Raw genomic sequence first — 22,830 nt, 5'->3', positions numbered from 1 at the left:
CAGTCAGTGTATGCACCTTAATGGTGACTTTTGCGCAGTCATTAGGAATGGATCGCAATTTAATTCGTTTGGCTGGAATTGGTGGTTTATTGCATGACACCGGAAAAATGAAAGTACCCAATGAAATTTTAAATAAGCCAGGGCGTTTAACTGAAGCCGAATTTGACATTATGCGCAGTCATCCTGAGGAAGGATGGAATATTTTGCGGCATATCGATGATATGGAAGCCATTCCGCTGGAGATTACTTTGCATCATCATGAGCGCATGGATGGTACGGGTTATCCGCATAAACTGCCGGGCAATGAAATTAGCCAAATGGCACAAATGGCCGCGGTGGTCGATGTGTATGACGCGATTACGTCGGACCGTTGTTATCACGTCGGAATGCCAGCGACGGAAGGATTAAGAAAACTTTGGGAATGGAGTAAATTTCATTTTAATCCTGAATTGGTACAGGCTTTTATGCGTACCGTTGGCATTTATCCTGTTGGCTCTTTGGTGCGCTTAGAATCAGGGCGTTTGGGCATTGTGATTGAGCAAAATGAAGGCAGTTTATTGCAGCCAAAATTAAAAGTCATCTTTACTACCAAATCCAATACCTATATCACGCCCATTATTGTTGATTTAGCCAGACCCATGGGCAAGGGAGGCGCAGATAAAATAATGGGCCATGAAGATCCCGCCAAATGGCAGATCAACATCGCCCGGTTTTTATTGCCTTAAACCCGCCATCGATGGATGAATTGAATAAGGCAATGCTTGCATTGTGCTTGGCTTAAATTTTATTATTTATCCATTGCCGTTTGAGTCTTGTCTTTGGCCGAGAAAATTCTGTAGCGTAATTCGATGCCTTCAGGCACATAAACCACGACCGGTAATTTAGCATTATAGCGATAGAGTTTTTCTGAATAGACGGCCACAAAAGCTGATTTTTTAGCTTCTTGTGGGTTGCAAGCCATCATGGTGCTAATTCCGCCTTTTACTTCGGGTAATACCCAGTAATTATAGCCCCAGCCTTGTACGGTTTCTTCTTTTAGCTCGCCGGCTAAACGCGTTTGATTGCAATCGACTTCCATCATTTTACCTGCCAATAATTGCACACGATAAAGCTCAGGGTTTTTAACTTTCGGTAATTGAATCACTTTACGCACAAAACCCGCTTCTGCTGCAGGGTAAGCTTGCAGTGGATCTGGGCTAGCAGCAAAAGCGCTAGCGCAAGTGATGGCACTCAAGGCAATAATGGCATGCTGAAGTTTCATGATGATTTTCCTGTAGTTGTTTTTTACTCGAAATAAACTGATTGAAAAGATCGGTTTAAGTTGCGGCTTTCGAGATGACAAAATTTTAACCATCATAAGGAATCTATTGGCTGAAAAGTAGCAACTATTCACAGTCAGCCAATGAAGTGCATCACTTTATTTTGAGTATTTATTAATCGCCGCTTGGATTTCGGCAATGGCTTTTTCAATATCATCTTCACTAATTTCTGGCGCAGTCATAAAGCTTTGCTCATCAATATGGGTACTAATGGTATTGATGTCTAGATTTTGAGTAGAAACAAATGCTTCGGTATCGCCAAATTCATGATTGTCATGCCAGTTAATTGCCAGCGCAGTGAGATTGTCGCTATTGGCACCACCACGTAATTCAGCGCGATCCATCAGTTGTGGTACCGAGAATAAAACTGGGAATGAAGACAAAAAATGATTAATTTCTTCCGCATTTAAAGAGCCCCAAAAGCCATCGGTGCATAATAAAATCGCATCGCTATCATTGAGGCTCATTTTTCCGCCGATTTCGATCTCTGGCAATAAACTGCCACCCAAGCAATTGTAGATTTTATTTTTTTCTGGATGGTGTAGTGCTTCGTCTTCGGTAATGATGCCCGCATCGACTAATTTTCTGACTTTAGAATGATCTCTGGTTTGAGCAATCGTTTGGCCATTACGAATTAGATAAAAACGCGAGTCGCCAACATGCGCCCAATACACCATACCGTCTTGAATAATACAGGCGACTATGGTCGTTCGCGGCACTTCAATCAGGTGGTGAGTAATTGCATAGTTATAAATGGCATCATGGCAGCGCAATAAAGCATCATGCAAAAAATCATTCGGATGATGAATAATGGGCGTGGCTTTTTTTTGGAATTGATCGCTGAGTAATTCGACGGTGATTTGCGCAGCCACTTCACCGTGTAAATGGCCGCCCATACCATCGGCGACGACTAATAATAAGGCATCACGGCTGTATGAATAGCCATAACGATCTTGATTATATTGGCGGCCACCTTTGCGGCTTTCTTGGAAAACGGTAAATTTCATGATTGATCTCCGCGTTTCGGGCGAATCAATTCGGTCCATTTTCGCTTGATCATATGAATAAGGCTGCCTTTTTTACGCGGCACTGAGCCCGGTTCAAGTAGTAATTTTTGAATTTGCAATACGCTTTGTGGTCGTTTTTCATGATCAATTTCAAGACACTGATGAATCAGCGCTAACAATTCTGGCGAATAACGATCCCCATAAGCTTGCTCTAAACGTTGTACTTTATCTTCTTTCTCGCGGCCATCAGCCGGTTGTGGTGCCGTCCCCGCAATACAGGCAAAAATGGATGCGCCAATGCCATAAATATCGGTCCAAGGGCCTAATTGTTCTTTTTTGCGATATTGTTCGGGCGCAGCAAAGCCTGGGGTATACATTGGCGTCAGTCGAGATTGTTCAGCAGTGAGCGATTGGCGTGCCGAGCCAAAATCGAGTAAAACCGGCGAGCCATCTTTACGAATATAAATATTGGCCGGTTTGATATCTAAATGCAGTAATTTATTTAAATGAACTTCACGTAAACCATTGAGTAAATTAAAAAACACACTGCGAATGAGTTTTTCATCAACGCCTTCACGTTCATGATTGATTTGAATTTCTTTTTGTAAAGTACGGCCGCGCTCGTATTCCATCACCATATACACGGTGTCGTTGGCGCGGAAAAAATTCAGCACGCGCACAATATTCGGATGCTGAATTCGGGCGAGTGTTTTGCCTTCTTCAAAAAAGCATTTCAAACCATGCCGAAACAGCGCAATGTGCTCTTCGCTGACGGCCTGTACCGCCACGCCTTCTTTGCGCAATGCTAAAGAATTGGGTAAATACTCTTTGATCGCGACAGGGTAGTCGTGTTCGTCGTGAGCCAAATAAACAATACTAAATCCCCCCGCTGATAAAAGCTTGGCGATGGTGTAGTTCTGTAATTGGTATCCGCGTGCGAGCGGTTGATTGCTTGGGGTGGCCATGCTTAGTTTTGGTTATACTCTGAGTGAATAGTTCTAGGGCCTGTTGATGTCTGGCGTTTTGCCGCAGCTTACGCAATTTCGCGGTGAATCAAGCGTCAATAGTCCATTAGTGTCAGCCCTACTGCCGTAAGTGTAAAGCGGCGCGTATTAAAGAAGGAAGTTATATGATTTATAGCATGACTGGATACGCAAGTGCCCAAAGAGAATTATCGCAGGGTGTTCTGTCGGTGGAATTACGCGCCGTCAATCATCGCTTTTTAGATCTAAGCCTAAGATTGCCTGAGGAATTTCGTGCTTTAGAAGGCGCAATTCGCGAGAAACTCAGCGGGCGTCTTAATCGCGGTAAATTAGAGTGCCGTTTGAATTTTAATGTTCGCGAAGCGGCCAACACGCAGTTGCGCTTAAACAACGCTTTAGTCGCAGAGTTGCTGCGTTTGGCTGATCAAGTCAAAGAGCATCAAGCCAGCGCGGGCGATTTACGCATGGCCGATATTTTGCGCTGGCCTGGTGTGATTGAATCGGATGCGTTGCCAACCGAGCTATTGCAAGCGACTGCGCTGGAAGTGCTGGATGTGGCTTTGGTCGACTTTTTAGCCAGTCGAGCGCGCGAAGGCGCGAAATTGGCGGCGATTTTATTGGAGCGCGTTGAGGCGATGGATGCCTTGATTGCCGGCGTGAAACCATTATTGCCACAAATTATCTCTGATTATGAAGCCAAACTGACTTTACGCTTTGTTGAGGCCATAGGTTGTGGCGACGATGACCGAGTTCGCCAAGAAATGGTGATCTTTGCGCAAAAAGTGGACATTCTGGAAGAAATTGATCGCCTGCAAACGCATATCGCCGAATTGCGCCGAATTTTGCAAAAAGGCGGCAATGCCGGTAAGCGTTTGGACTTCTTGATGCAAGAACTCAACCGTGAAGCCAATACCTTGGGATCGAAATCGGTTTCAGTGGAAACCACCAAAGTGGCGATGGAACTGAAAGTCTTGATCGAACAAATGCGCGAGCAAGTTCAAAATATCGAATAAACTATTGCGACTTGTTTGCAGGTTGTAGAGGATTTAAATATGGTCAAAGGTAATTTACTGGTGGTGACTGCACCATCAGGCGCAGGAAAAACGACCTTGGTGGCGGCTTTGCTCGCTGCTGATAGTCAAGTTCAACTCTCGATTTCGTTTACCACTCGCCCGCCACGCGATGGTGAAATCCATGGTAAAGACTATCACTTTGTTGATCGCGCCGAATTTGAGCGAATGATTGCGGCGGGTGAGCTGTTGGAATTTGCCGAGGTGTATGGCAATTATTACGGTACATCTCAGCTATGGATTAATGAAGTCATCGCCAATGGCCGGGATATTTTGTTAGAAATCGATTGTCAGGGTGCCGAGCAAGTGCGTCGCTTATTCCCTGAGGCCATCGGCATCTTTATTTTGCCACCGTGCTTAGCTACCTTGGAAAATCGACTGCGTGGCCGTGGCAAAGACAGCGATGAAGTGATCGCGCGCCGTTTGGCGGTGGCCAAAGAAGAGGTTAATCATGTTGATGAATTTGATTTTGTGATTGTGAATGAGCATATCGATGATGCGGTTCGTGACATGATTGCCGTAGTGCGTGCACAACGATTGACCTTAGCGCGCCAGTCTGAGCGCCATACTGCCTTGATTTCAAGCTTAAAAGGCTAATTTTCGCAGTAAGTGCTATAATACGCGGTTTCGCCCATCCACGGGCTAGCCGCACTCGGAGATAAACCCTATGGCACGTGTAACTATTGAAGATTGCCTCGATCGCATTCCTAATCGTTTTGACCTGACTTTGGCGGCTGCATTTCGTGCGCGTCAAATCGAAAACGGTTCAACCCCACAAGTAGAAAACAACGGCCGTGAAAAGCCAACCGTGTTGGCATTGCGCGAAATGTCGGCGGGTTTGGTCGGTGTTGATATTCTGACTCGTACTCGTTCTTAATTGTAAACGATGCAGAATCTCTCTCTCACTTCAGCGGATGTACCGGCGTTAATTGATGCACCGGAAGTGATTGAGGAGGCGAGCCGGTTTTTAAATGAAAAAACGGCTTACCTCAAAAATGAAGACCGAGAGATGTTGTTCTCGGCTTTTTTGTTTGCCGAGGCGGCGCATCGTGGTCAGATGCGTCAGTCTGGTGAACCTTATATTTCGCATCCCTTAGCCGTAGCTGGCATTCTTACGCTATGGAAACTGGACGCACAAGCTTTAGCTGCTGCTTTATTGCACGATGTGATGGAAGACAGCGGCGTGACTAAGCTCGAATTGACTGAGCGCTACGGCAAAGCCGTTGCTGAGCTGGTTGATGGCATGAGCAAGATCGACAAGCTGGAATTTCAAAGTAAAGAAGAAGCTCAAGCCGAGAATTTCCGTAAAATGCTCTTGGCCATGGCGCGTGATTTACGCGTGATGCTGATTAAGCTGGCGGATCGTTTGCATAATATGCGCACGATGGATTCAATGCGGGCGGATAAGCAAAAACGCATTGCGCGCGAAACGATGGAAATTTACGCGCCGATTGCCAATCGCATTGGCCTAAATGGCGTTTATCAAGAGCTGGATGATTTAGCGTTTAAATATATCCATCCACGCCGATATTATGTTTTATCCAAAGCATTAAAAGCAGCGCGCGGCAATCGCCGAGAAGTGCTGCAAAAAATCCTCGATTCAATTCAAGCCAAATTACAAGCCCAGCAAATTGACGCGGTGGTGACCGGGCGAGAAAAAAACTTATTTTCGATTTACCGCAAAATGCAAGAAAAGCATTTGAGCTTTTCTGAAGTCTTGGATATTTATGCATTTCGGGTGATTGTTAAAGACGTAGCGCATTGCTATCTGACTTTAGGTGCTTTGCACGCACTCTATAAGCCGATTCCGGGTAAGTTTAAAGATTACATTGCCATTGCCAAAACCAATGGTTATCAAAGTTTACACACGACATTATTTGGCCCTTACGGTACGCCGATTGAGGTGCAAATCCGCACTGGTGAAATGCATCGGATTGCCGATGCTGGTGTGGCCAGTCACTGGATGTATAAAAGCGGTGATGAAGGTTTTTCTGAGGTTCAGCAAAAAACCCATCAATGGCTTCAGTCTTTACTTGAGCTGCAATCTGAAAGTGGCGATGCGGTTGAGTTTCTTGAGCACATCAAAGTCGATTTATTCCCGGATCAAGTGTATGTGTTTACGCCCAAAGGCACGATTTTAAGCCTGCCCAATGGCTCGACCTGCGTTGATTTTGCCTATGCCGTGCATACCGATATTGGCAACCGATGTATTGCTGCCAAGGTCAATCACGAGCTGGTGCCACTGCGTAATAAACTTAAAAATGGCGATCACGTCGAAATCGTCATGGCGGCGCATGCCAAGCCTAATCCAAGCTGGCTGGCGTTTGTCACCACCGGTAAGGCGCGCTCACAAATTCGACATTTCTTGCGCACCATGCGTTTTGATGAATCGGTGCATTTGGGCGAGCGATTGCTCAATCAAGCTTTTTCCGCCTTGCATCAGCCATTGCAAGTCAGTGATGAAGTATGGGAAAAATATCTGCGCGAAAGTGGCGAAAAATCGCGTGATTCGGTGCTGGCCGACGTGGGTTTGGGGCAAAAACTAGGCGTTGTCGTCGCCAAACGCTTATTGCAATTAGCCGGAACTTGGCCTGAAGACGGTCGCCAAGGTAAAAAACCAATGTCGGTGTCGATTCGTGGTACCGAAGGGATGGCGATTCAATTTGCGCGCTGTTGCAATCCAATTCCTGGCGATCCGATTTTAGGTTTTGTGAAAAAAGACCAGGGTTTGGTGGTGCATACGCATGATTGCCCACAAGTTTCTAAAGGCCGAATCGACGCCGATAAATTGATCGATGTGGACTGGGACCCTGAAGTGGCGCGAATGTTTGATGTGCCGGTGAAGGTTTTAGCAGAGAATGAGCGCGGCACTTTGGCGGCCTTGGCCGCTGCGATTGCCGATGCCGATGCCGATATTTCGGCGGTGGCGATGGGCGATATGGTCGATTCACATGAGCGTTATTTGAGTGTGCAATTTACTTTGCAAGTGAGTAATCGTTTGCACTTGGCGCGCGTACTCAAAAGCTTACGCAGTTTGCCGGTGGTCTATCGTTTGCAACGCGTTCGCGCACTGTAAATTGCGGCCATAAAAAAAGCATTCGATTGAAATCGAATGCTTTTTTTTGCGTCTGATGGTTTATTTATTTTAATAAACGAATATTAAATGGCAGTCGATAGGGCTGAGCTTTGCTGGCATTGATAGCACCTAAAATACAAAAAATAAAATGGCAAACGGCCACCACCGGAAAAATTAAAAAACCAATTAAAACAAAGGTCAATATCCAGCCGGCGGCGTAGCCGAGTAGGGTGGTGATGGACCAATTGAGTGCCTCTTTGGCTTGATCGGTCACTGCCGCATCATCTTGTTTGACCAAATAAATAATCAATGACGGGATAAAACCAAAAAAGAAAGTACCGAGCCAAATCAGCAGAATGATATTCTGGCTTTCGCGGCTAGGCGCAGGGATGATTTCGATTTCATTCATAAGAGCAAACCTTGTTTTCGCGTTTTGGGCGATAAATTGAAGGGTTGAGCATACTACAAACTTACTAATTCTTGGCAACTTGGTCAAAATTCACAATCAAATGAGGTCTTAGCTCACAGAGACTCATTTTTTAGTTGGATTGACTGCTAGAGCTGCGCAGCGTCAAAAACACACCCGATTAGCATGATAAACTGACAGAATCTTTGCATTTAGGGCTAGATTATGATTCAAATTTCTATCAACGGAGAGGCAAAAACCTTTCCTGCCTCACTGAGTATTACTGACTTAGTGCTGGCCTTAGATTTGCTGGGTAAGCGGATTGCGATTGAGCGCAATGGTGAGATTGTGGCCAAAAGCCAATACCCGGCAACTTGGCTGGCTGATGGCGATGTGCTTGAAATGGTCGTTGCTGTCGGTGGAGGTTGAGGTATTGATTTGTAGGCTTTATTAAATAAGGCTGATAAGCCAATACCTTTAAAAATATCTGTGCCGCTTTGCCAAAAAGCATGTCGCTGATTGCTGGCTTGGATGTTGAGCGAAAAATAATTCATTGCAACGCAGGGGTTTACTATGTCTGATGTATTTCAAATTGCCGGTAAAACGTATCAATCTCGCCTGATTGTTGGCACTGGTAAATATAAAGATTTCCAAGAAACGCGGGCCGCAGTGGATGAGTCGGGCGCTGAGATTGTCACTGTGGCGATTCGCCGCGTCAATCTTGGCCAAGATACCAGTCAGCCGTCGTTATTAGAGGCTTTGCCACCATCGCAATACACTTACTTACCTAATACTGCCGGTTGCTACAATAGTGAAGACGCAGTGCGTACTTTGCGTTTGGCGCGTGAATTGCTCGATGGCCATAAATTAGTCAAGCTAGAAGTCTTGGGCGACCCCAATACCTTGTATCCCAATGTGCGTGAGACCTTAAAAGCGGCAGAAATCCTCATTGCTGATGGCTTTGATGTGATGGTGTATACGTCGGATGATCCGATTATTGCCAAAGAACTCGAGCAAATCGGTTGCTGCGCGATCATGCCTTTAGCGTCTTTGATTGGCTCTGGCATGGGGATTATCAATCCATGGAATCTGCGCCTGATTATTGATTCGGCCAAAGTGCCGGTGTTGATCGACGCCGGTGTTGGTACTGCATCGGACGCGGCGATTGCGATGGAGCTCGGTTGCGATGGGATTTTGATGAATACCGCGATTGCTGGTGCGCGCGACCCAATTCGGATGGCCAGAGCGATGAAATTGGCAGTCCAAGCTGGTCGCGATGCCTTTTTGGCAGGCCGTGTTCCGCGCAAACTGTACAGCGCCGATCCATCAAGCCCAGTGACCGGAATGATTGCTGCCGCGAAATAAAAATTAGAGAACAAGCTGTTCTGAAATGATGAGTAATCAGGGTATTGCCTTGCAGCTATCGCTAAACGTATGCTGCAAGCCAATACCCTTTTTTATTTGAGATGCATATGAGCTTAATTCGCTACGCTAATTAAGATGATCTGGATGCTCTGGCTGCCGTTTTTGATGCTTACCGAGTGTTTTATCAAATGCCCAGTGATTTGGCACTAGCGCGGCAATTTTTAGGTGAGCGCTTGGCTTTGGGTGAGTCGGTGATTTTGCTGGCGGAGGGCGATTCTGGTGCGGTGCAGGGTTTTGTCCAACTTTATCCTTTGTTTAGTTCATCGCTATGCCAGCGCATTTTATTACTCAATGATTTATACGTGATTGAATCGGCGCGCGGGCAGGGCGTGGCGCGTCAGTTAATGCAAAAAGCCGCCGCGCATGCCAAAGCCGTGGGGGCCGCCCGACTTAAACTCTCTACCGCGCACAGCAATACTCGGGCGCAAGCTTTGTATGAGTCGTTGGCGTATCAACTCGATCGCGAGTTTCGTAGTTATTCCTTGGCCGTTTGAGCCTTGGAACGTGGGTAAAGCTTGGTGAAATCGGCCAGTCGTTTTACCATACGCGTATTCAATAAAAATGCCGCTGCTAAACCGATGCCGCGGCATTTTTTATCCAGTAAAGCATAAGGAAATACCATGGAAAACGAACAAAATCCCATCGTTGAAAACGAAGACAATGCGCTAAAACAACGCCGTATTCGTAGCTTTGTTTTACGCCAAGGCCATTTGTCGAGCGGTCAAGCGCGGGCTTTAGAAGAATTTGGCCCGCAGTTTTGCATTGATTACAGCCCGAATGCGCTGGATTTAGCGCAAGCATTTGGTCGCAATGCGCCGCGCGTTTTAGAAATCGGTTTTGGCATGGGCACGGCAACAGCAGAGATTGCGGCGCAGCGGCCAGAGACCGACTTTTTAGGTGTAGAAGTGCATACGCCAGGCGTGGGTAGCTTATTAAAATTGATTGGTGAGCAGTCATTAAGCAATTTGCGCATCGTGCAACATGATGCGGTTGAAGTGTTAGAAAACATGCTGCCGGTAGATAGTTTGGCTGGCGCGCATATTTTCTTTCCAGATCCATGGCATAAATCGCGCCACAATAAGCGCCGCTTAATTAAGCCTGAATTTGTTGCGCAATTGGTATCGCGGATTCAATCGGGTGGCTATTTACATTTGGCAACCGATTGGGAAGATTATGCGATGCAAATGTTGGCGGTGTTAAGTGCTGAGCCAACGCTAGAGAATACTGCGACCAGTCCAACAGGCTTTGCTGAGCGTCCAGAATACCGTCCGCTGACTAAGTTTGAAAACCGCGGCATTAAATTAGGCCATGGTGTTTGGGATTTAGTGTTTAAGAAAAAATAAGCTTGGATCGGATGACGTTGGGCTTGCAGCACCACGCAGGGTTAGCGTCAAGCAATATGCAGTTGCTCCGCTATAGAAAATCCACTTTCTGCCGATATAAAAGAACTAGCGCCTGTCGCTAGGCTTGCTAGAGTTAATCTTATTGTATGGGCGGGAGCGTAATATGCACCAATTAAAACTTATTATTGTCTTGCTGATGACCGTGTTCGGTTTAACGGCTTGCGCTAGCTCGGGAAAAATAGCCGGTGATGCCATGCCGCCTGCGGTTTTACCCACTAAAGTGACCGCAGTGGGACATGGCGCAATGCCACTTGGTGAAGGTTTAAGTCAAGCTCAGCGACACTTATTGGCGATGCGCGCCGCCAAGCTCGATGCGTATCGATCATTAGCGGAAACCGTAGCCGGGATTAAAATCGTTGGTAGCAGTACCGTTTCTGCAATGGCGCTGACCAACGATAGTTTTAAAGCCTATGTCGAAGCTTATTTGCGTGGTGCAAGAATTGTCAGCATTACGCCATTGCCCGATGGTGCTTTTGAAACCATTTTAGAATTAACGCTCGGTGGTGATTTTTATCGTGCCGCGCCTGTGCCGATGAAAGATGCTGCCGCCGCGCCGCACACACCGGTCGTGCCAACGCCAACACCCATGCCGGCGGTGCCGCAGCCCTTAGCGGCGCAAATTTCACCCACACAAAATTACTACCTCTCCTTGTGAAAAAATTAATTGTTTTTTGCCTGCTATGCCAAGCCGTCTGGGCCGCCGAATTTGAAGGCATTGCGCCTGTGGGTTTAGATGGGCTGGCTGCGGCCCGAACATTGGCGGTGCAAGACGCGCTAGAAAATGCCGCGCTGTTTAATGGCGCGCAAGTGACGAGTTTAAGCGTCAAAAAATCAGGGCAGTGGGGCGAAACCAGCAAAATCAGTGGTACGCCGCAAGGTCAGTATCAATTGCTGCGCGAGTGGCAAAGCAATGGTTTTTTGCACGTTTTACTCGATATTGCCCCGCCAGCACCGCTGGTCAGTCCTTTGCCAAGCAAGGCTGTGGCATCGACTGCGCGCAATACCGCCCGACCCGTTGAGCGCTGTGATTTGGATGATTTTCGGCGCAAGGTGTTGATTTCGCATTTTTGGATCGAGCATCCAGCGCAAACGCAAGATTTAGATCGATTTCCAGAAGGGATTCAAATCGAGTTGGTTCGCCAGTTATACGACAGTCAGCAGTTTTTACCGCAACGTTCGCCCAATGTGGCGGTGTTTGATGTGTTGCCGCAATTTGTTGATCCTTTATTGCAACCTGAGCGAGTGCGCGCCTTGGCGCAGCAGTATTCAGTGCAATTTATTGTCGGCGGCATTGTGCGCGATACCACATTGTTCGGCGAGCGTTACACCCTGGCGTATGGCTCTGACCTGCGCCCTTATGAAAAAAAATCAGTGGCGAGTCTGCCGATTCTCAATTTTGCCCAAGTGGGCGTCAAAGCCGTGCCGGCTGCGCGCCGTTTTGATTTAGAGCTTTTTGTTTTTGATGGCGTGTCGGGCGCTTTGGTGAACCGGCATCGGATTGCAGGTCAAGCCAGTGGTGAGGTGGTGCAAGAAGTCAGCTCAGCTTTGGGGACGGTCGGCTTTACTCAGACTGATTATGGCCGTTTGGTGACGGATAAACTCAAAGAGGCTGGCACTTTAGTGTCACAAGATTTGAGCTGTATTCCCTTTTCGGCACGCATTACCCGTGTGGATAAAAACGCGGTGTATATCGATGCAGGCTATACATCAAATATGCGCCCGGGCGATACCTTGCAGGTGTATCGGGTTTCACCGACGGCAATGCCGATTGATTCGGCCAATTTTGCGCCGACAATGCGTTTAGGCATGCCAGAACAAAAAGGCGGCACATTCACGGTGCAACAAGTGCAGCCCTTATTTGCCATGGGAAGGATCGACGGCTTAAAAGTTGAGCCGGGTGATTATGTTCGTTTTGTTGGATCGGAGCGAAATAATGATTAAAAAAACACTGCTGTTATTGTTGATGCCCACGGTGCTGTGGGCCAATGAGCCTGCGCATAAAGCGGAAACCAAACCGATTAAGGCCGCTGAATCGCATGCGCCGGCGGGAGCAGAAAAACCGGCCGAAAAATCGCGTCATGCGGCACCTCAGCCAATGAGTGCGCCGATTAAAATTGCCCAGCCCGAAGGTGCGCATGCTGCTGAGCCTGCCGCCGCCGCTGAAGCGATGCCGGTTAAACCGCCACCGGTGGTGCGCTATGTCGCGCCGCAATTTGGTAGCTCAGCATCGGTGCATCGCCCGGTAGTTCGCTCCAAAGCGCCGGGCGCACACGGTTCGGCAAAGTCCAAAACCCACGCTAAATCCAGCACTCATGCTAAATCGTACAGGGCAAACCCGGGTTTTGTGCGGGTGTTACCGGCGTCGCAAATGCCAAGTTATGCTATTTTGCCGCCAGCCAAAGGGATGAATTCGGCGACCAAAAATCGTCCAGCTTGGGGACAAGAAGTTGAAGCCGCTAAAGCGCCAGAGCCCGAAATGCCGGTGGCGGGGCGCAAATTAGCATCGCCGCAATTTTATACTGAAAAAAACTCAGAACTGCGCTGGCAATATTATAGTTACCCTTAATTTAAATCTCAGTGAATGACAATAAAATAGCAGCGTTTTTACGCTGCTATTTTATTGTTGTATTTTTATAGTGATTAATTCAGATCGGCTGTTGATGGTGCAATCGCTGTTGCTCTGTATTAAACTCAGCCATCAATTTGTCACCGTCTCAGTCTTTTATTGAGGGTATTCAATGTTACGCAATAAACTGCAGCGTTTTAAATTGTTTAAAAAAATAAGCTCGCTGCTTGCGCCAATGACGCCTCGTATTGATTTTGATTTGCAGTCGTTTTCAGTATTGGAATCGCATTTTGCCGGTGATCAAGATGAATATCTAACCCAATTTAGAATTAAATACGCATTAGATGAATTGATTGAATCAGAGTTAACCGATACCGCCCGTTTGCTGCGAGTGATGCATTGGGTACATCATCTGTGGCAGCATAATGGCCAAAATACCCCCAGCCAAAATGACGCGATGACCATTGTTGCAGAGGCAGCGCAAGGGCAGCAATTTCGCTGCGTTGAATACGCCATCGTATTGGCGACGGCCTTGGCGGCTTTGGGTTTCCCCGCAAGAATACTGAGTTTGATGACGCAAGATGTTGAGCACAAACGTTCAAGCGCTGGCCATGTGGTGACTGAAGTGTATTTACATGATTTAGCCAAATGGGTGATGGCCGATGCCCAATGGAATATGATTCCAATACTCAATCAGCAAGCGGTGAATGCGCTGGAACTCACGCAAGCGATTGATCAAGCCGAGGTGCATTTGAGTTTGCTATCGACGACACCGATTAAAGCTAAATATTATTTAAAATGGATTAAGCCGTATTTGTATTACTTTACGACGCGCTTAGAGCATCGCTATGATTTTAATACTAATGCAACGCAAATTCGCTTAATGCCAATAGGCGCTAAAGTACCTAAAGTATTTCAAAGAAAACATCCTATCTCTGCCGCAACCATGACGCATGTTTTGGCGGATTTTTATCCAGATAAAGATCGAATTAAAATCATTTAGTTTTTGTTGATTGATAAAGATTGATTTCTTGAGCAATAAAAAGGCATAAACCTAAGCGTTTATGCCTTTTTATTTAAATGCGCGCATCAATGTGGTCTGGCCATGCTAGGTCATGCAGCAATCCGACGATGGCTTAACGATTTAAGTGATGAAGCAAAAGCTTGCTTGCATCGTTGTCTCGCCTTGTCGTATTCGATGTATTGTTTACGGCATCAACGCCTTGCCATTCAACTTTTGCACGCGCACTTATTTACATTTGTTTTCGCGTAATACCGAGCCACTAAATTGCGCGCTGAGTTTAGCCAGTTTGTCGCTTTGCTGCGAATTGAGGTTTTTAAAGCTAAAGCTCGCTTGCCTTAAGGTATCGTCTTTTTCTCGCACCACCGCTGATTTAACGCCCAGCGCTTTAAGCTCTGCCAAATGGCGCTCGCCGGCTTCTCGATTGCTAAATACCCCTAAAGAAATCGAATTTTGCCAACGACCACCATTGTTAACGACAAAATAATCCGTCACGCCCATTTCGGCCAGTTGCGCGGCTTTTTGTTTGGCGATTTCTAAGCTGGCCAATGGGGGCATATACACCCATACCTTACTTGATTCGCCACTGGCGGTTTCGCTGGCGATTAAGCTTAAGTTTTGAATCTTCATGCGGGCATTGTCGATTTGCTCGCCAGTAATGCCTGCCCAGCGCCAGCAACGGCCAATCTCGGCGACTGGCGTTGGCGTGGGTTTGCTGGTCGGGGTTGGCTTCGCAGTTGCCGTCGCAGTCGCAGTCGCAGTCGCCTGCGGTGCGCTCGCTGTTACAGGCTCACTGGCCACATTGACCGCAGTGGCTTGACCTAATTGGCCGGTGACGACTTTCACCGCGCTGGCATTTTTTTCGCGCTGAGTGAGTTCAATAGAAGACGGCGGTGTTTCCAGTTGTGAAAAGCCGTAAATCGCTGCATTGACGATGACGAGTGCAATAAATAACCATTTCATGGCTTTAATTTCCCATCGCCTGCCGCGAGTAAAGCGGCTAAACCGTCGAGGACTAGATTATCCATTGCGATGGCCTTGGCGTGAAGTAAGGGTTGTAAATAGGCAGCATCGCCACCGAAGACCAGCACTTGGTCGATGGGATGGCCATGGGCGATTGCGGCGCTCAATGCTTGCTCGACGGAGCCGATGATGGCCCGCAGACAGCCGGTTTCGATGGCATCCAGTGTTGATTGAGGAAAAGCTTGTAGCGTACCGCAAGCGTGCGGCAAGCGTGCGGTGGCTTGATGCAGCGCCGATTTCATCAGACCCAGCCCCGGGGCGATGCTGCCGCCTAAATAATCGCCATTGGCGAGTAAGGTGTCGATAACAATCGCGGTCCCCGCCGAAACCACCAATAGGTTTTGCTGTGGATAGTGCTGGTGTGCGCCCAAAACTGCCGCCCAACGATCAGGGCCTTGCTCGTGAAGCTGTGGATAGTGATTCACAATCCCTAGCGCGTGGCGAGTGACTTGCAGCCATTGCGGTTGCACTTGCCAGTGCTGGGCAAAGAGTTGATCGATTTGCTGTTGTAAATCCGCAGCGCCCACCGCGCAGCCTAAAATTTGTCCGCTGACCGGCAAATCGGCAACTTGCTGCCATAGCTCACTGCAGGTATGGGCAACGCCGCTGTATCCCGATGGATTGTGTCGCCATTTGATTCGGCTATTGCCTAAATCAAGTAATAAATAGGGCGCTTGGCACATCATATAGCCCGCCTTAAGCTCACATCGCCGGTATGAATCAAGCATTCACCATCTGGGGTATTGAGCCGCAGAGAACCATCAGCGCTAAGTCCAGCGAAATACCCAGTCTTAATTTGCCCGTTAGGCGCAATGGCATTGAGTAATTCATTGGGCCAGGTATGGAGTGCTTCCCATTGGGGTCGTAAAGCCGAAAAACCGCTTTGGCTAAATTGATTGAGCGTGGTTTCTAATTGATTCATCAGTCGGGCGAGTAATTCATTGCGTCCGCAATTTAAGCCTGCGGACATTAAGCTGGCTGCCGCTTGGTCAAGTTGATTGGACTCGGGCAGGGCGATATTGAGCCCGATGCCGATCACCACGTGCGAAGGGCCAAGGGCATCGCCTTGCATTTCGATTAAAATCCCGCCCACTTTGGCCCACTGTTGGCCATCCAGTTGCAGCAATAAATCATTCGGCCATTTCAGCCCAATGGCTGTAACGCCCGCTTGGCGCAATACGCTGGCCACAGCAACGCCCACCGCCAGTGGTAAACCGGCCAATTGCGCCGAGCCGCCATCAAAGCGCCACGCTAAAGAAAACAACAGGCTGCCGCCGAGCACGCCCATCCACGGTCGGCCTAAACGCCCTCGGCCTGCGTCTTGCCATTCGGTGACCAGTAATTTGCCGTGCTGCGGATCGAGCAATAATTGTCGATTGGTCGAACCGAGGGTATTGCTCACAACAACTTTGGCAATGCTGCCTGGCTGCAAATACCCCTCTATAAGCGTTTGGTCTAGCCAATCAATGGGCTGCTCAAGGCGGTAGCCAACACCGTGGCGACGCACGAGATGAACGCCATAGGTTTCGGCTTTGGAGAGTCCCAGTGACACACTGGCGCGGGAAATCGCAAGGCGTTGGGCAATTTCGGCACCGGAGGTAAAGTCGTGCGCATTAAGCTCGCGCAAGAGGCTGATGGTATCGTGCATGGGGCGATTTTACTGCAGATTGGCGCTAGCGTGCGCGCAGATCAACGTGGTAGGCGCGCAAGTTGCGCGATGGAGTGCAACATTATGGTGATGGATGTTGGATTTGCCACTATGGGCAAACCCAACGTGAGTCGAGCTTAGTTCGTTGGTGCCGCAATCTTCGCCGGTTCATTACCACCCATGGTTTCAATAGTGTGGTTTTGATTGGTATAGATACAGATATTACCGGCAATCTCGAGGGCTTTTTTGACGATCACTTCCGGCGATAAATCGGTGTTTTGTAATAATGCGGTTGCCGCTGCTTGCGCAAATGCGCCACCTGAGCCAATGGCAGCAATGCCTTCTTCGGGCTCAAGTACATCGCCGTTGCCGGTAATCACCAAGGTGGCGGTTGGGTCGGCCACAATCAGCATCGCTTCGAGTCGGCGCAGCATCCGATCGGTGCGCCAGTCTTTGGCCAATTCAACCGCAGCACGGGTTAAATGGCCTTGGTGTTTTTCTAATTTGGCTTCAAAGCGTTCAAACAAAGTAAAGGCATCGGCCGTACCACCGGCAAACCCAACAATCACTTGATCGTGATACAGCTTACGCACCTTTCTAGCCGTGCCCTTAATGACCACATTACCCAGAGTCACTTGCCCATCGCCGCCCACGGCGACGTGCTGGCCACGACGTACTGAGACGATGGTTGTGCCGTCAAATTGTTCCATATTGAACTCCTGGTTTTAGATTAAATTTGGGTTCTAGATGGCATCAGTTGGGCGAAAAGCAAGCCAGCTTGGGATTATTTGCGTCTTTCCATTTGCAGCATGTCAGCAATACCCATTACACGCAGTAAGCCCAGTACCAATTCATTAATATTGATGATGCGAATTTGCTTACCTTGCTGTAACCAGGTCATCGCTAAATTAAGAATGTGCCCAGCAGATTCAAAATCAATCCGATCAATCCGCGAAAAATCCAGCGTTGTAAGCGATTGATCGTTCACCAGATCGGCAATTTTTTGGATCAGCTGTGGCTGATCGGCGGTAATAATGCCGATCAGTTGCGCTTCTTGATTCGCTTCATTGGCCAGTTCAGCGCGCGCTTTGGCTTCATCTAAGGCAATTTGTTGGCTGTCTTTTGGCGCTTGGGCAATATCCCAAGACGGCGGAGACACCTCATAGGTAATTGCATAATCAACCGCTAAATTTTCAAACGCTTCTTGCTGACCTAAAATCTGATGTATTTCGATCAACAGCAGCCAAAATGGGGCTTCGGCAGGAATACGTCGACCCACTTCGATTTTATTACTGGTTAGCGTGATTAAATTTTGAGCGCCAATCAATTGCAACTGACCTTGCTCTTTATTGCGCCGTGGCAAAACGGCGACTAATTCAGCCGCGCCCAGCGCATCGATTTTTTGCATCTTACTAAAATCAACACGAATATTTGGATTTTTTTTGCGTAATGCCAAAAATTGTTTGGCTTCTTTCTCTATGGTTTCGATGCCTAATTTGGCAGGAAAAGCATAATACGCGGAAGTACTCGCAGGCTGAGCTTGATGCTGGCTATGCTGACGCCAAATTGGCGGGGTTTTTTCAAAAGTCATCACAAATTCAAGCGCCAAAGCATCAAAGGCTTCGCGATTGTCTTGTTGTTGGTACAATTCAAACAGCATTAACCAAGGCTCAAGCCGGCGTTGGCCGATAAACTCAGGTCGATCGGCCTCTAGAATGCTGATTGCTGCTGAAAGTTGACTGTTAGCGTGTAGCATGGCCGCCTGCTCTTCAGCGGCGGATAAACTATCGTGATTGGATTGAACTTCGATTTTTAATAGCGATAAATCGTATTGCTGAGCGTCGTGTTGCGGTTCAGTGGATTCTGCAGCTAAGGGAATGATGGTTTCCGGACCAAATGGGCGAGATTGTGTTGCAATGCCTTCATGGCCTGCCGTCACCGTAATCGGTGCGGTCTGCGTTAAAACTTCATTGCCATCTTGATCTTTTTTACGAAAAAACGAAAACACTGCTGATATCCTGTTGGTGAAATCACTCAAATCACTTATATTTTACTGCTAATATTCATTTGCAATGAAACTCTTTTCAGCCAGTATAGGTGAACGAATGATGCGCGGCCTAGGGTCTTATTTACAAGCAAAATATTCGCTAATTCTTTGTGATGATCACATTTAAATCCAATATGCTTAAATCATTTTTTCAGTGCAGCCGCTGGCTTCGTCTCCCAATTTATCTACTCGCGGGTATTTTATTACTTGGCGCATTAGGTCATTGGGCAATGCCGCCCTTGCTTCGGCCATGGTTAGAAAACCATGCCAGTCAAATATTACACCGGCAAGTTAAAATTGGTGAATTGACGATTAATCCGTATTCATTGCAGTTTAATTTAGCTGATGTGGCCATCCGTGACCAATATGGTCCATTTGTGAGTTTTAAATCATTACAAATCAATGCCGAATGGCGCTCAATCTGGCGAATGGCGCCAGTGATTCGCGATATTACGCTAGAAGCGCCGAAGGTCAGTTTGATTCGCCTGAGTGCAGATCGCTATAATTTTTCTGATTTAATCCCCCAAAAATCCCAAACGACTAAAACTGATGAGCCGCTGCCGCGATTCTCGCTGAATAATATTCGCATTATTGCTGGCGATATTCATTTAGATGATCGTGTGGTTGGCGCAAACCAAACCTTGGATCAGATCAATTTTTCATTACCATTTTTATCGACCTTACCGCAAAGAATTAACGAATATATTCAGCCACAACTTTCTGCTCGATTTAATGGCCGACCCTTTGAATTAAAAGGAGAAAGTAAACCGTTTGAAGATAGTTTAGATACCTTGCTAAAGATTAAAATCAATCAGCAAGACCTCACGCCATTTTTGGCGTATGCGCCATTTCCTCAAGGTATTGCGGTGCCATCGGCGGTATTGAGCGCTGATGTCGAGATGGTGTTTCGCCAGCAAAAAGATCGCGCCGATTTATTATTTAATGGTTATTTACAACTTAATCAAACAGCGATCACCCAAAACACGCAGTCTTTTATTGGGCTAGACCAGCTCAAAGTGGAACTGAAAAGTGTTAAACCTCTGCTCGCCGAATATCGTTTTGGTTTGATTGATGTCCGTGGTTTAGATGTGAAATTGTCGCGCAATCAGGCTGCGGTATTTAATTGGCAAACTTTAGTCCCGCAAACGAGCGCCAATGCAACAGCAACGGCACAGCCAGCAGATAAAAAATCAACTTTATTGGCGTTTAATGAGTTAAAAGTAACAGATAGTCAGCTCCATTGGCTCGATCAAGCGGTCAGCCCCAAAGTAGAGACAGCATTGCAAGCGATTGATTTAAATATTAAAAATTATTCAAATCAAAATCAGGCCCCATTCCCGGTGCAATTGAGTGCAAAAACGCCGCAAGCGGCGAGTTTAGCCGCAGAATTGCAAGTGACTGCCTCGCCACTTAAATTATCCGGAAAAATAAACGCGTCGCAGATTCAAATTGCTGATTATGCCAGCTATTACCAAGCCCAATTGCCAAGCCAAATCGCGGCCACGGTTGGCTTTGCCACCGAACTCGAACTACAAGCAGAACCGATGCAATATGCATTAAAAAATCTGCAGCTGGATATTGATCGCTTGACTTTAACCGGCGCGAAAGCCAAAAAACCCGCTTTAGCCATTGCGCAATTGCAATTGACTGAAGCGAGTATCGATTCCGCCACTAAAGCCATTAAAGTGGGCAATCTACTCAGCAAAAATGGGTCTTTAAACGTATTGCAGCAAAAAGACGGTGAACTTAACCTTTTGCAATTACTGCCAGAGTCCAAGGGTAAAAAACCAGCACAATCTAAAGCCAGTCCTGAATGGTCTGTTTTATTGCAATCGGCTCAATGGCAGGGTTGGCAAGTTGAATATATTGATCAGCGCATTGCCAATAGCAAACCGCTGATTTGGAAAAATATCGCGTTGAATTTAAACAATGTCGATAGCCGCCCCAATACACGCTCAACCCTGAGTTTGCAGGGCCAAGGTGGGCGTAGCGCCAAAATCAAAGTGGCAGGTTCATGGGTGCCACAACCTTTTTCTGCGAATTTAGATTTAGATTTAGCCAATTTTGATGCCGCTTATGGCCAACCGTATTTTAATCAATACGTTAATATTTCTTTAGCGCGCGGTTTTTTAAACGCCAAAGGTAATTTGCGTTTGGCTTTAGAGCCAAAACTATCGGCGTCTTATACCGGTAATTTGAGTGCAAATAATGTCTACGCCTTGGATAAAATCACTGGCAATGACTTTTTAAAATGGAAAAGCTTTTATATTGGCGGCATCAAAGCGCAATTGGCCCCGCTCAATATTGATATCAACGAAATCGCTTTGAGTGATTTTTATTCGCGCTTGATTTTATCTGCCGATGGCCGCTTAAATTTACAAGATGTGATGGTGAAAGATGCTGGCCAAGTCTCTGTGACCACCGAGCGCACAACTGAGCGCAGCTCCGCGACCGCCAGTGCACCCATCGAGGCCGAAAAAACCTTAGCCGAAAGTAGCGGTTTGGATGTGCCGATTAAGATTAATAAAGTCACGCTCAAAAACGGACAAATTCAATATACCGACTTATTTATTAAGCCGAATTTTTCCGCTAATTTAACGCAAATGGGCGGCGTGATTGGTGGTTTATCGAGTAATGAAAACGATAGAGCCACATTAAATTTACGCGGCAGTATGGATTATGTGGCCCCGGTTGAGATACAAGGCAGTTTAAATCCGCTGTCTAAAAACTTATTTATTGATTTAAAAGGTGGCGTTAAAGGTTATGAATTAACCAATGCATCGGCTTTTGCCATTAAATACGCCGGCTATGGCATCGAAAAAGGCAAGATGTCGATGGATGTATCGTATTTGATTGAAAATCAAAAATTAACCGCCAGTAATAAAATATTTTTAGATCAATTAACTTTAGGGCCAGCCGTTGAAAGTGCGACGGCGACTAAATTGCCGGTTAAATTTGTTTTGTCTTTGCTGACCAATCGCAAAGGGCAAATTAATTTGAACCTGCCGATTCAAGGCTCGCTCAATGATCCGCAGTTTAGTTTGGGTGGCATTATCTGGGAGGCGCTGGTAAATGTGCTTGAAAAAGTAGTGACCTCACCCTTTGATGCGCTATCTGATGCATTTAGTGATGGCCCGCGTTTATCGCATATTGATTTTGCTTCGGGTAGCGCGCAATTGAATGATCAGGCGCAGGTGGTGATTCGTAATTTGTCACAAGCCTTAATCGACAGGCCAAGTTTGAATCTAGATATTATCGGTTGGGCGAGCCTAGAGAGTGATACTTCCGGTTTGCGGATGCAAGATTTAAATAAAAAAATGCTGAAGATCAAAGCCGCTCAATTGGGTGAAAAATCCGAATCGATCGATTCAGATACCGATTTAGTGATTAGCGCTGCTGAGCGCGATGCGCTGCTCACACAAGTGTATAAAAATGAAAAATTCGATAAACCGACCAATGTGCTTGGTTTAAATAAATCACTGCCAGCAGCTGAAATGGAAAAACTCATTTTGGCCCATACGCTAATTAGCAATGAGCAATTGCAAGCTTTAGCCATGCGCCGTGCGCAGCAGGTTAAAACGGCATTACAAGCGGCAGGGGTGGATAGTGCGCGATTATTTATTGCTCAGGCTAAAATCAATGCCACGCAAAGCGATTTGGCGGCCGATCAGGGCTCATTATCTCGAGTGCAATTTAAACTTAAATAACTATTAATTACTGGTATTGAAGCGGATTTGCCAGCAACTCAGCTGCTGGCAAATCCGCTTTTTGCTTGATGAATCAATGGATTTCTTGCGTTAATCTTATTGGCCAAGGCGTCGTCGTTGTATGACAGA

Annotated in this window: 23 protein-coding genes; 14 read left to right on the top strand and 9 right to left on the bottom strand. The window is 46.9% G+C overall.

Translation table 11 applies throughout. The features are described 5' to 3' along the window. A partial coding sequence (locus Q0V82_RS10550) for an HD-GYP domain-containing protein (protein ID WP_297575543.1) occupies positions 1-725 on the top strand: 725 nt, incomplete at its 5' end. A 62-nt stretch (positions 726-787) separates the two neighbouring features. Here Q0V82_RS10550 and eco read toward each other — a convergent pair. The 3 genes from eco to Q0V82_RS10535 all read right to left on the bottom strand — a co-directional run bounded on the left by eco (position 788) and on the right by Q0V82_RS10535 (position 3,291). Then, a complete protein-coding gene (eco, locus tag Q0V82_RS10545; RefSeq protein WP_297575541.1) occupies positions 788-1,261 on the bottom strand; it encodes a serine protease inhibitor ecotin in 474 nt (157 codons plus the stop codon). Between the two features lie 156 nt (positions 1,262-1,417). Then, on the bottom strand, positions 1,418-2,326 hold the full coding sequence (locus tag Q0V82_RS10540) for a PP2C family serine/threonine-protein phosphatase (protein WP_297575540.1): 909 nt from the start codon (positions 2,324-2,326) through the stop codon (positions 1,418-1,420). Further along, positions 2,323-3,291: a serine/threonine-protein kinase gene (locus tag Q0V82_RS10535; RefSeq protein WP_297575539.1), complete on the bottom strand. Its 969-nt coding sequence runs from the start codon at positions 3,289-3,291 to the stop codon at positions 2,323-2,325. The genes Q0V82_RS10540 and Q0V82_RS10535 overlap by 4 nt, the downstream gene beginning before the upstream one ends. A gap of 176 nt (positions 3,292-3,467) precedes the next feature. On the opposite strand from Q0V82_RS10535, the gene Q0V82_RS10530 reads away from it, so the two are divergent. From Q0V82_RS10530 to Q0V82_RS10515, 4 genes are all read left to right on the top strand, one after another. Then, on the top strand, positions 3,468-4,322 hold the full coding sequence (locus Q0V82_RS10530; RefSeq protein ID WP_297575537.1) for a YicC/YloC family endoribonuclease: 855 nt from the start codon (positions 3,468-3,470) through the stop codon (positions 4,320-4,322). Positions 4,323-4,361: 39 nt separating this feature from the next. After that, positions 4,362-4,976: a guanylate kinase gene (gene gmk / locus Q0V82_RS10525; RefSeq protein ID WP_297575535.1), complete on the top strand. Its 615-nt coding sequence runs from the start codon at positions 4,362-4,364 to the stop codon at positions 4,974-4,976. A gap of 70 nt (positions 4,977-5,046) precedes the next feature. After that, positions 5,047-5,256 carry a DNA-directed RNA polymerase subunit omega gene (rpoZ, locus tag Q0V82_RS10520; RefSeq protein WP_173533297.1) on the top strand — a complete coding sequence of 70 codons (210 nt, stop codon included), beginning with the start codon at positions 5,047-5,049 and terminating at the stop codon, positions 5,254-5,256. Positions 5,257-5,265: 9 nt separating this feature from the next. Beyond that, entirely contained in the window at positions 5,266-7,455 is a 2,190-nt protein-coding gene (locus Q0V82_RS10515) for a bifunctional (p)ppGpp synthetase/guanosine-3',5'-bis(diphosphate) 3'-pyrophosphohydrolase (RefSeq protein WP_297575533.1), read from the top strand. Between the two features lie 64 nt (positions 7,456-7,519). On the opposite strand, the gene Q0V82_RS10510 is transcribed toward Q0V82_RS10515, so the two are convergent. Then, positions 7,520-7,864 carry a DUF4870 domain-containing protein gene (locus Q0V82_RS10510; RefSeq protein ID WP_297575531.1) on the bottom strand — a complete coding sequence of 115 codons (345 nt, stop codon included), beginning with the start codon at positions 7,862-7,864 and terminating at the stop codon, positions 7,520-7,522. Between the two features lie 222 nt (positions 7,865-8,086). Between Q0V82_RS10510 and thiS the strand changes: the two genes are divergently transcribed. The 8 genes from thiS to Q0V82_RS10470 all read left to right on the top strand — a co-directional run bounded on the left by thiS (position 8,087) and on the right by Q0V82_RS10470 (position 14,258). Then, positions 8,087-8,290: a sulfur carrier protein ThiS gene (gene thiS / locus Q0V82_RS10505; RefSeq protein WP_297575529.1), complete on the top strand. Its 204-nt coding sequence runs from the start codon at positions 8,087-8,089 to the stop codon at positions 8,288-8,290. A gap of 144 nt (positions 8,291-8,434) precedes the next feature. Beyond that, on the top strand, positions 8,435-9,226 hold the full coding sequence (locus Q0V82_RS10500) for a thiazole synthase (RefSeq protein ID WP_297575527.1): 792 nt from the start codon (positions 8,435-8,437) through the stop codon (positions 9,224-9,226). 140 nt (positions 9,227-9,366) lie between these two features. Beyond that, positions 9,367-9,780: an N-acetyltransferase family protein gene (locus Q0V82_RS10495; protein WP_374758540.1), complete on the top strand. Its 414-nt coding sequence runs from the start codon at positions 9,367-9,369 to the stop codon at positions 9,778-9,780. Between the two features lie 126 nt (positions 9,781-9,906). Beyond that, the gene (gene trmB / locus Q0V82_RS10490) at positions 9,907-10,629 is read left to right on the top strand and encodes a tRNA (guanosine(46)-N7)-methyltransferase TrmB (RefSeq protein ID WP_297575523.1); all 723 of its coding nucleotides are present in this window, start codon (positions 9,907-9,909) and stop codon (positions 10,627-10,629) included. 163 nt (positions 10,630-10,792) lie between these two features. Next, positions 10,793-11,344 (top strand): LPP20 family lipoprotein, encoded by a 552-nt coding sequence (locus Q0V82_RS10485; protein ID WP_297575521.1) that lies wholly within the window; start codon positions 10,793-10,795, stop codon positions 11,342-11,344. Next, complete coding sequence (locus tag Q0V82_RS10480; RefSeq protein WP_297575519.1) at positions 11,341-12,630, top strand: flagellar assembly protein T N-terminal domain-containing protein; 1,290 nt, start codon at positions 11,341-11,343, stop codon at positions 12,628-12,630. Before Q0V82_RS10485 ends, Q0V82_RS10480 begins: the two co-directional genes overlap by 4 nt. After that, entirely contained in the window at positions 12,623-13,255 is a 633-nt protein-coding gene (locus tag Q0V82_RS10475) for a hypothetical protein (protein WP_297575517.1), read from the top strand. Before Q0V82_RS10480 ends, Q0V82_RS10475 begins: the two co-directional genes overlap by 8 nt. A gap of 172 nt (positions 13,256-13,427) precedes the next feature. Next, a complete protein-coding gene (locus tag Q0V82_RS10470; protein ID WP_297575515.1) occupies positions 13,428-14,258 on the top strand; it encodes a transglutaminase family protein in 831 nt (276 codons plus the stop codon). Positions 14,259-14,504: 246 nt separating this feature from the next. On the opposite strand, the gene Q0V82_RS10465 is transcribed toward Q0V82_RS10470, so the two are convergent. From Q0V82_RS10465 to Q0V82_RS10445, 5 genes are all read right to left on the bottom strand, one after another. Further along, complete coding sequence (locus tag Q0V82_RS10465) at positions 14,505-15,239, bottom strand: SPOR domain-containing protein (RefSeq protein WP_297575513.1); 735 nt, start codon at positions 15,237-15,239, stop codon at positions 14,505-14,507. After that, positions 15,236-15,985, bottom strand: coding sequence for a type III pantothenate kinase (locus tag Q0V82_RS10460; protein ID WP_297575511.1), 750 nt, complete (start codon positions 15,983-15,985; stop codon positions 15,236-15,238). Before Q0V82_RS10460 ends, Q0V82_RS10465 begins: the two co-directional genes overlap by 4 nt. After that, positions 15,982-16,947 (bottom strand): biotin--[acetyl-CoA-carboxylase] ligase, encoded by a 966-nt coding sequence (locus Q0V82_RS10455; protein WP_297575509.1) that lies wholly within the window; start codon positions 16,945-16,947, stop codon positions 15,982-15,984. Before Q0V82_RS10455 ends, Q0V82_RS10460 begins: the two co-directional genes overlap by 4 nt. A 137-nt stretch (positions 16,948-17,084) precedes the next feature. After that, the gene (gene hslV / locus Q0V82_RS10450) at positions 17,085-17,657 is read right to left on the bottom strand and encodes an ATP-dependent protease subunit HslV (RefSeq protein WP_297575507.1); all 573 of its coding nucleotides are present in this window, start codon (positions 17,655-17,657) and stop codon (positions 17,085-17,087) included. Between the two features lie 74 nt (positions 17,658-17,731). Further along, positions 17,732-18,955, bottom strand: a complete 1,224-nt coding sequence (locus tag Q0V82_RS10445; RefSeq protein ID WP_297575505.1) for an STAS domain-containing protein — start codon at positions 18,953-18,955, stop codon at positions 17,732-17,734. A gap of 269 nt (positions 18,956-19,224) precedes the next feature. Between Q0V82_RS10445 and Q0V82_RS10440 the strand changes: the two genes are divergently transcribed. Beyond that, entirely contained in the window at positions 19,225-22,701 is a 3,477-nt protein-coding gene (locus tag Q0V82_RS10440) for a DUF748 domain-containing protein (protein WP_297575503.1), read from the top strand. Positions 22,702-22,830: the final 129 nt, after the last annotated feature.

It is taken from the genome of uncultured Deefgea sp., from assembly GCF_947072475.1.
Classification (GTDB): Bacteria; Pseudomonadota; Gammaproteobacteria; order Burkholderiales; family Chitinibacteraceae; genus Deefgea.
Note: the sequence above shows the minus strand (reverse complement) of the source record. Positions and strands in the feature narration are given on the sequence as shown.

Excerpts from the sequence above, each read along its gene's own strand:
- eco (WP_297575541.1), bottom strand. The coding sequence starts at position 1,261 with ATGAAACTTCAGCATGCCATTATTGCCTTGAGTGCCATCACTTGCGCT.
- Q0V82_RS10540 (WP_297575540.1), bottom strand. The coding sequence starts at position 2,326 with ATGAAATTTACCGTTTTCCAAGAAAGCCGCAAAGGTGGCCGCCAATAT.
- Q0V82_RS10535 (WP_297575539.1), bottom strand. The coding sequence starts at position 3,291 with ATGGCCACCCCAAGCAATCAACCGCTCGCACGCGGATACCAATTACAG.
- Q0V82_RS10530 (WP_297575537.1), top strand. The coding sequence starts at position 3,468 with ATGACTGGATACGCAAGTGCCCAAAGAGAATTATCGCAGGGTGTTCTG.
- gmk (WP_297575535.1), top strand. The coding sequence starts at position 4,362 with ATGGTCAAAGGTAATTTACTGGTGGTGACTGCACCATCAGGCGCAGGA.
- rpoZ (WP_173533297.1), top strand. The coding sequence starts at position 5,047 with ATGGCACGTGTAACTATTGAAGATTGCCTCGATCGCATTCCTAATCGT.
- Q0V82_RS10515 (WP_297575533.1), top strand. The coding sequence starts at position 5,266 with ATGCAGAATCTCTCTCTCACTTCAGCGGATGTACCGGCGTTAATTGAT.
- Q0V82_RS10510 (WP_297575531.1), bottom strand. The coding sequence starts at position 7,864 with ATGAATGAAATCGAAATCATCCCTGCGCCTAGCCGCGAAAGCCAGAAT.
- thiS (WP_297575529.1), top strand. The coding sequence starts at position 8,087 with ATGATTCAAATTTCTATCAACGGAGAGGCAAAAACCTTTCCTGCCTCA.
- Q0V82_RS10500 (WP_297575527.1), top strand. The coding sequence starts at position 8,435 with ATGTCTGATGTATTTCAAATTGCCGGTAAAACGTATCAATCTCGCCTG.
- trmB (WP_297575523.1), top strand. The coding sequence starts at position 9,907 with ATGGAAAACGAACAAAATCCCATCGTTGAAAACGAAGACAATGCGCTA.
- Q0V82_RS10485 (WP_297575521.1), top strand. The coding sequence starts at position 10,793 with ATGCACCAATTAAAACTTATTATTGTCTTGCTGATGACCGTGTTCGGT.
- Q0V82_RS10475 (WP_297575517.1), top strand. The coding sequence starts at position 12,623 with ATGATTAAAAAAACACTGCTGTTATTGTTGATGCCCACGGTGCTGTGG.
- Q0V82_RS10470 (WP_297575515.1), top strand. The coding sequence starts at position 13,428 with ATGTTACGCAATAAACTGCAGCGTTTTAAATTGTTTAAAAAAATAAGC.
- Q0V82_RS10465 (WP_297575513.1), bottom strand. The coding sequence starts at position 15,239 with ATGAAATGGTTATTTATTGCACTCGTCATCGTCAATGCAGCGATTTAC.
- Q0V82_RS10460 (WP_297575511.1), bottom strand. The coding sequence starts at position 15,985 with ATGATGTGCCAAGCGCCCTATTTATTACTTGATTTAGGCAATAGCCGA.
- Q0V82_RS10455 (WP_297575509.1), bottom strand. The coding sequence starts at position 16,947 with ATGCACGATACCATCAGCCTCTTGCGCGAGCTTAATGCGCACGACTTT.
- hslV (WP_297575507.1), bottom strand. The coding sequence starts at position 17,657 with ATGGAACAATTTGACGGCACAACCATCGTCTCAGTACGTCGTGGCCAG.
- Q0V82_RS10440 (WP_297575503.1), top strand. The coding sequence starts at position 19,225 with ATGCCGCCCTTGCTTCGGCCATGGTTAGAAAACCATGCCAGTCAAATA.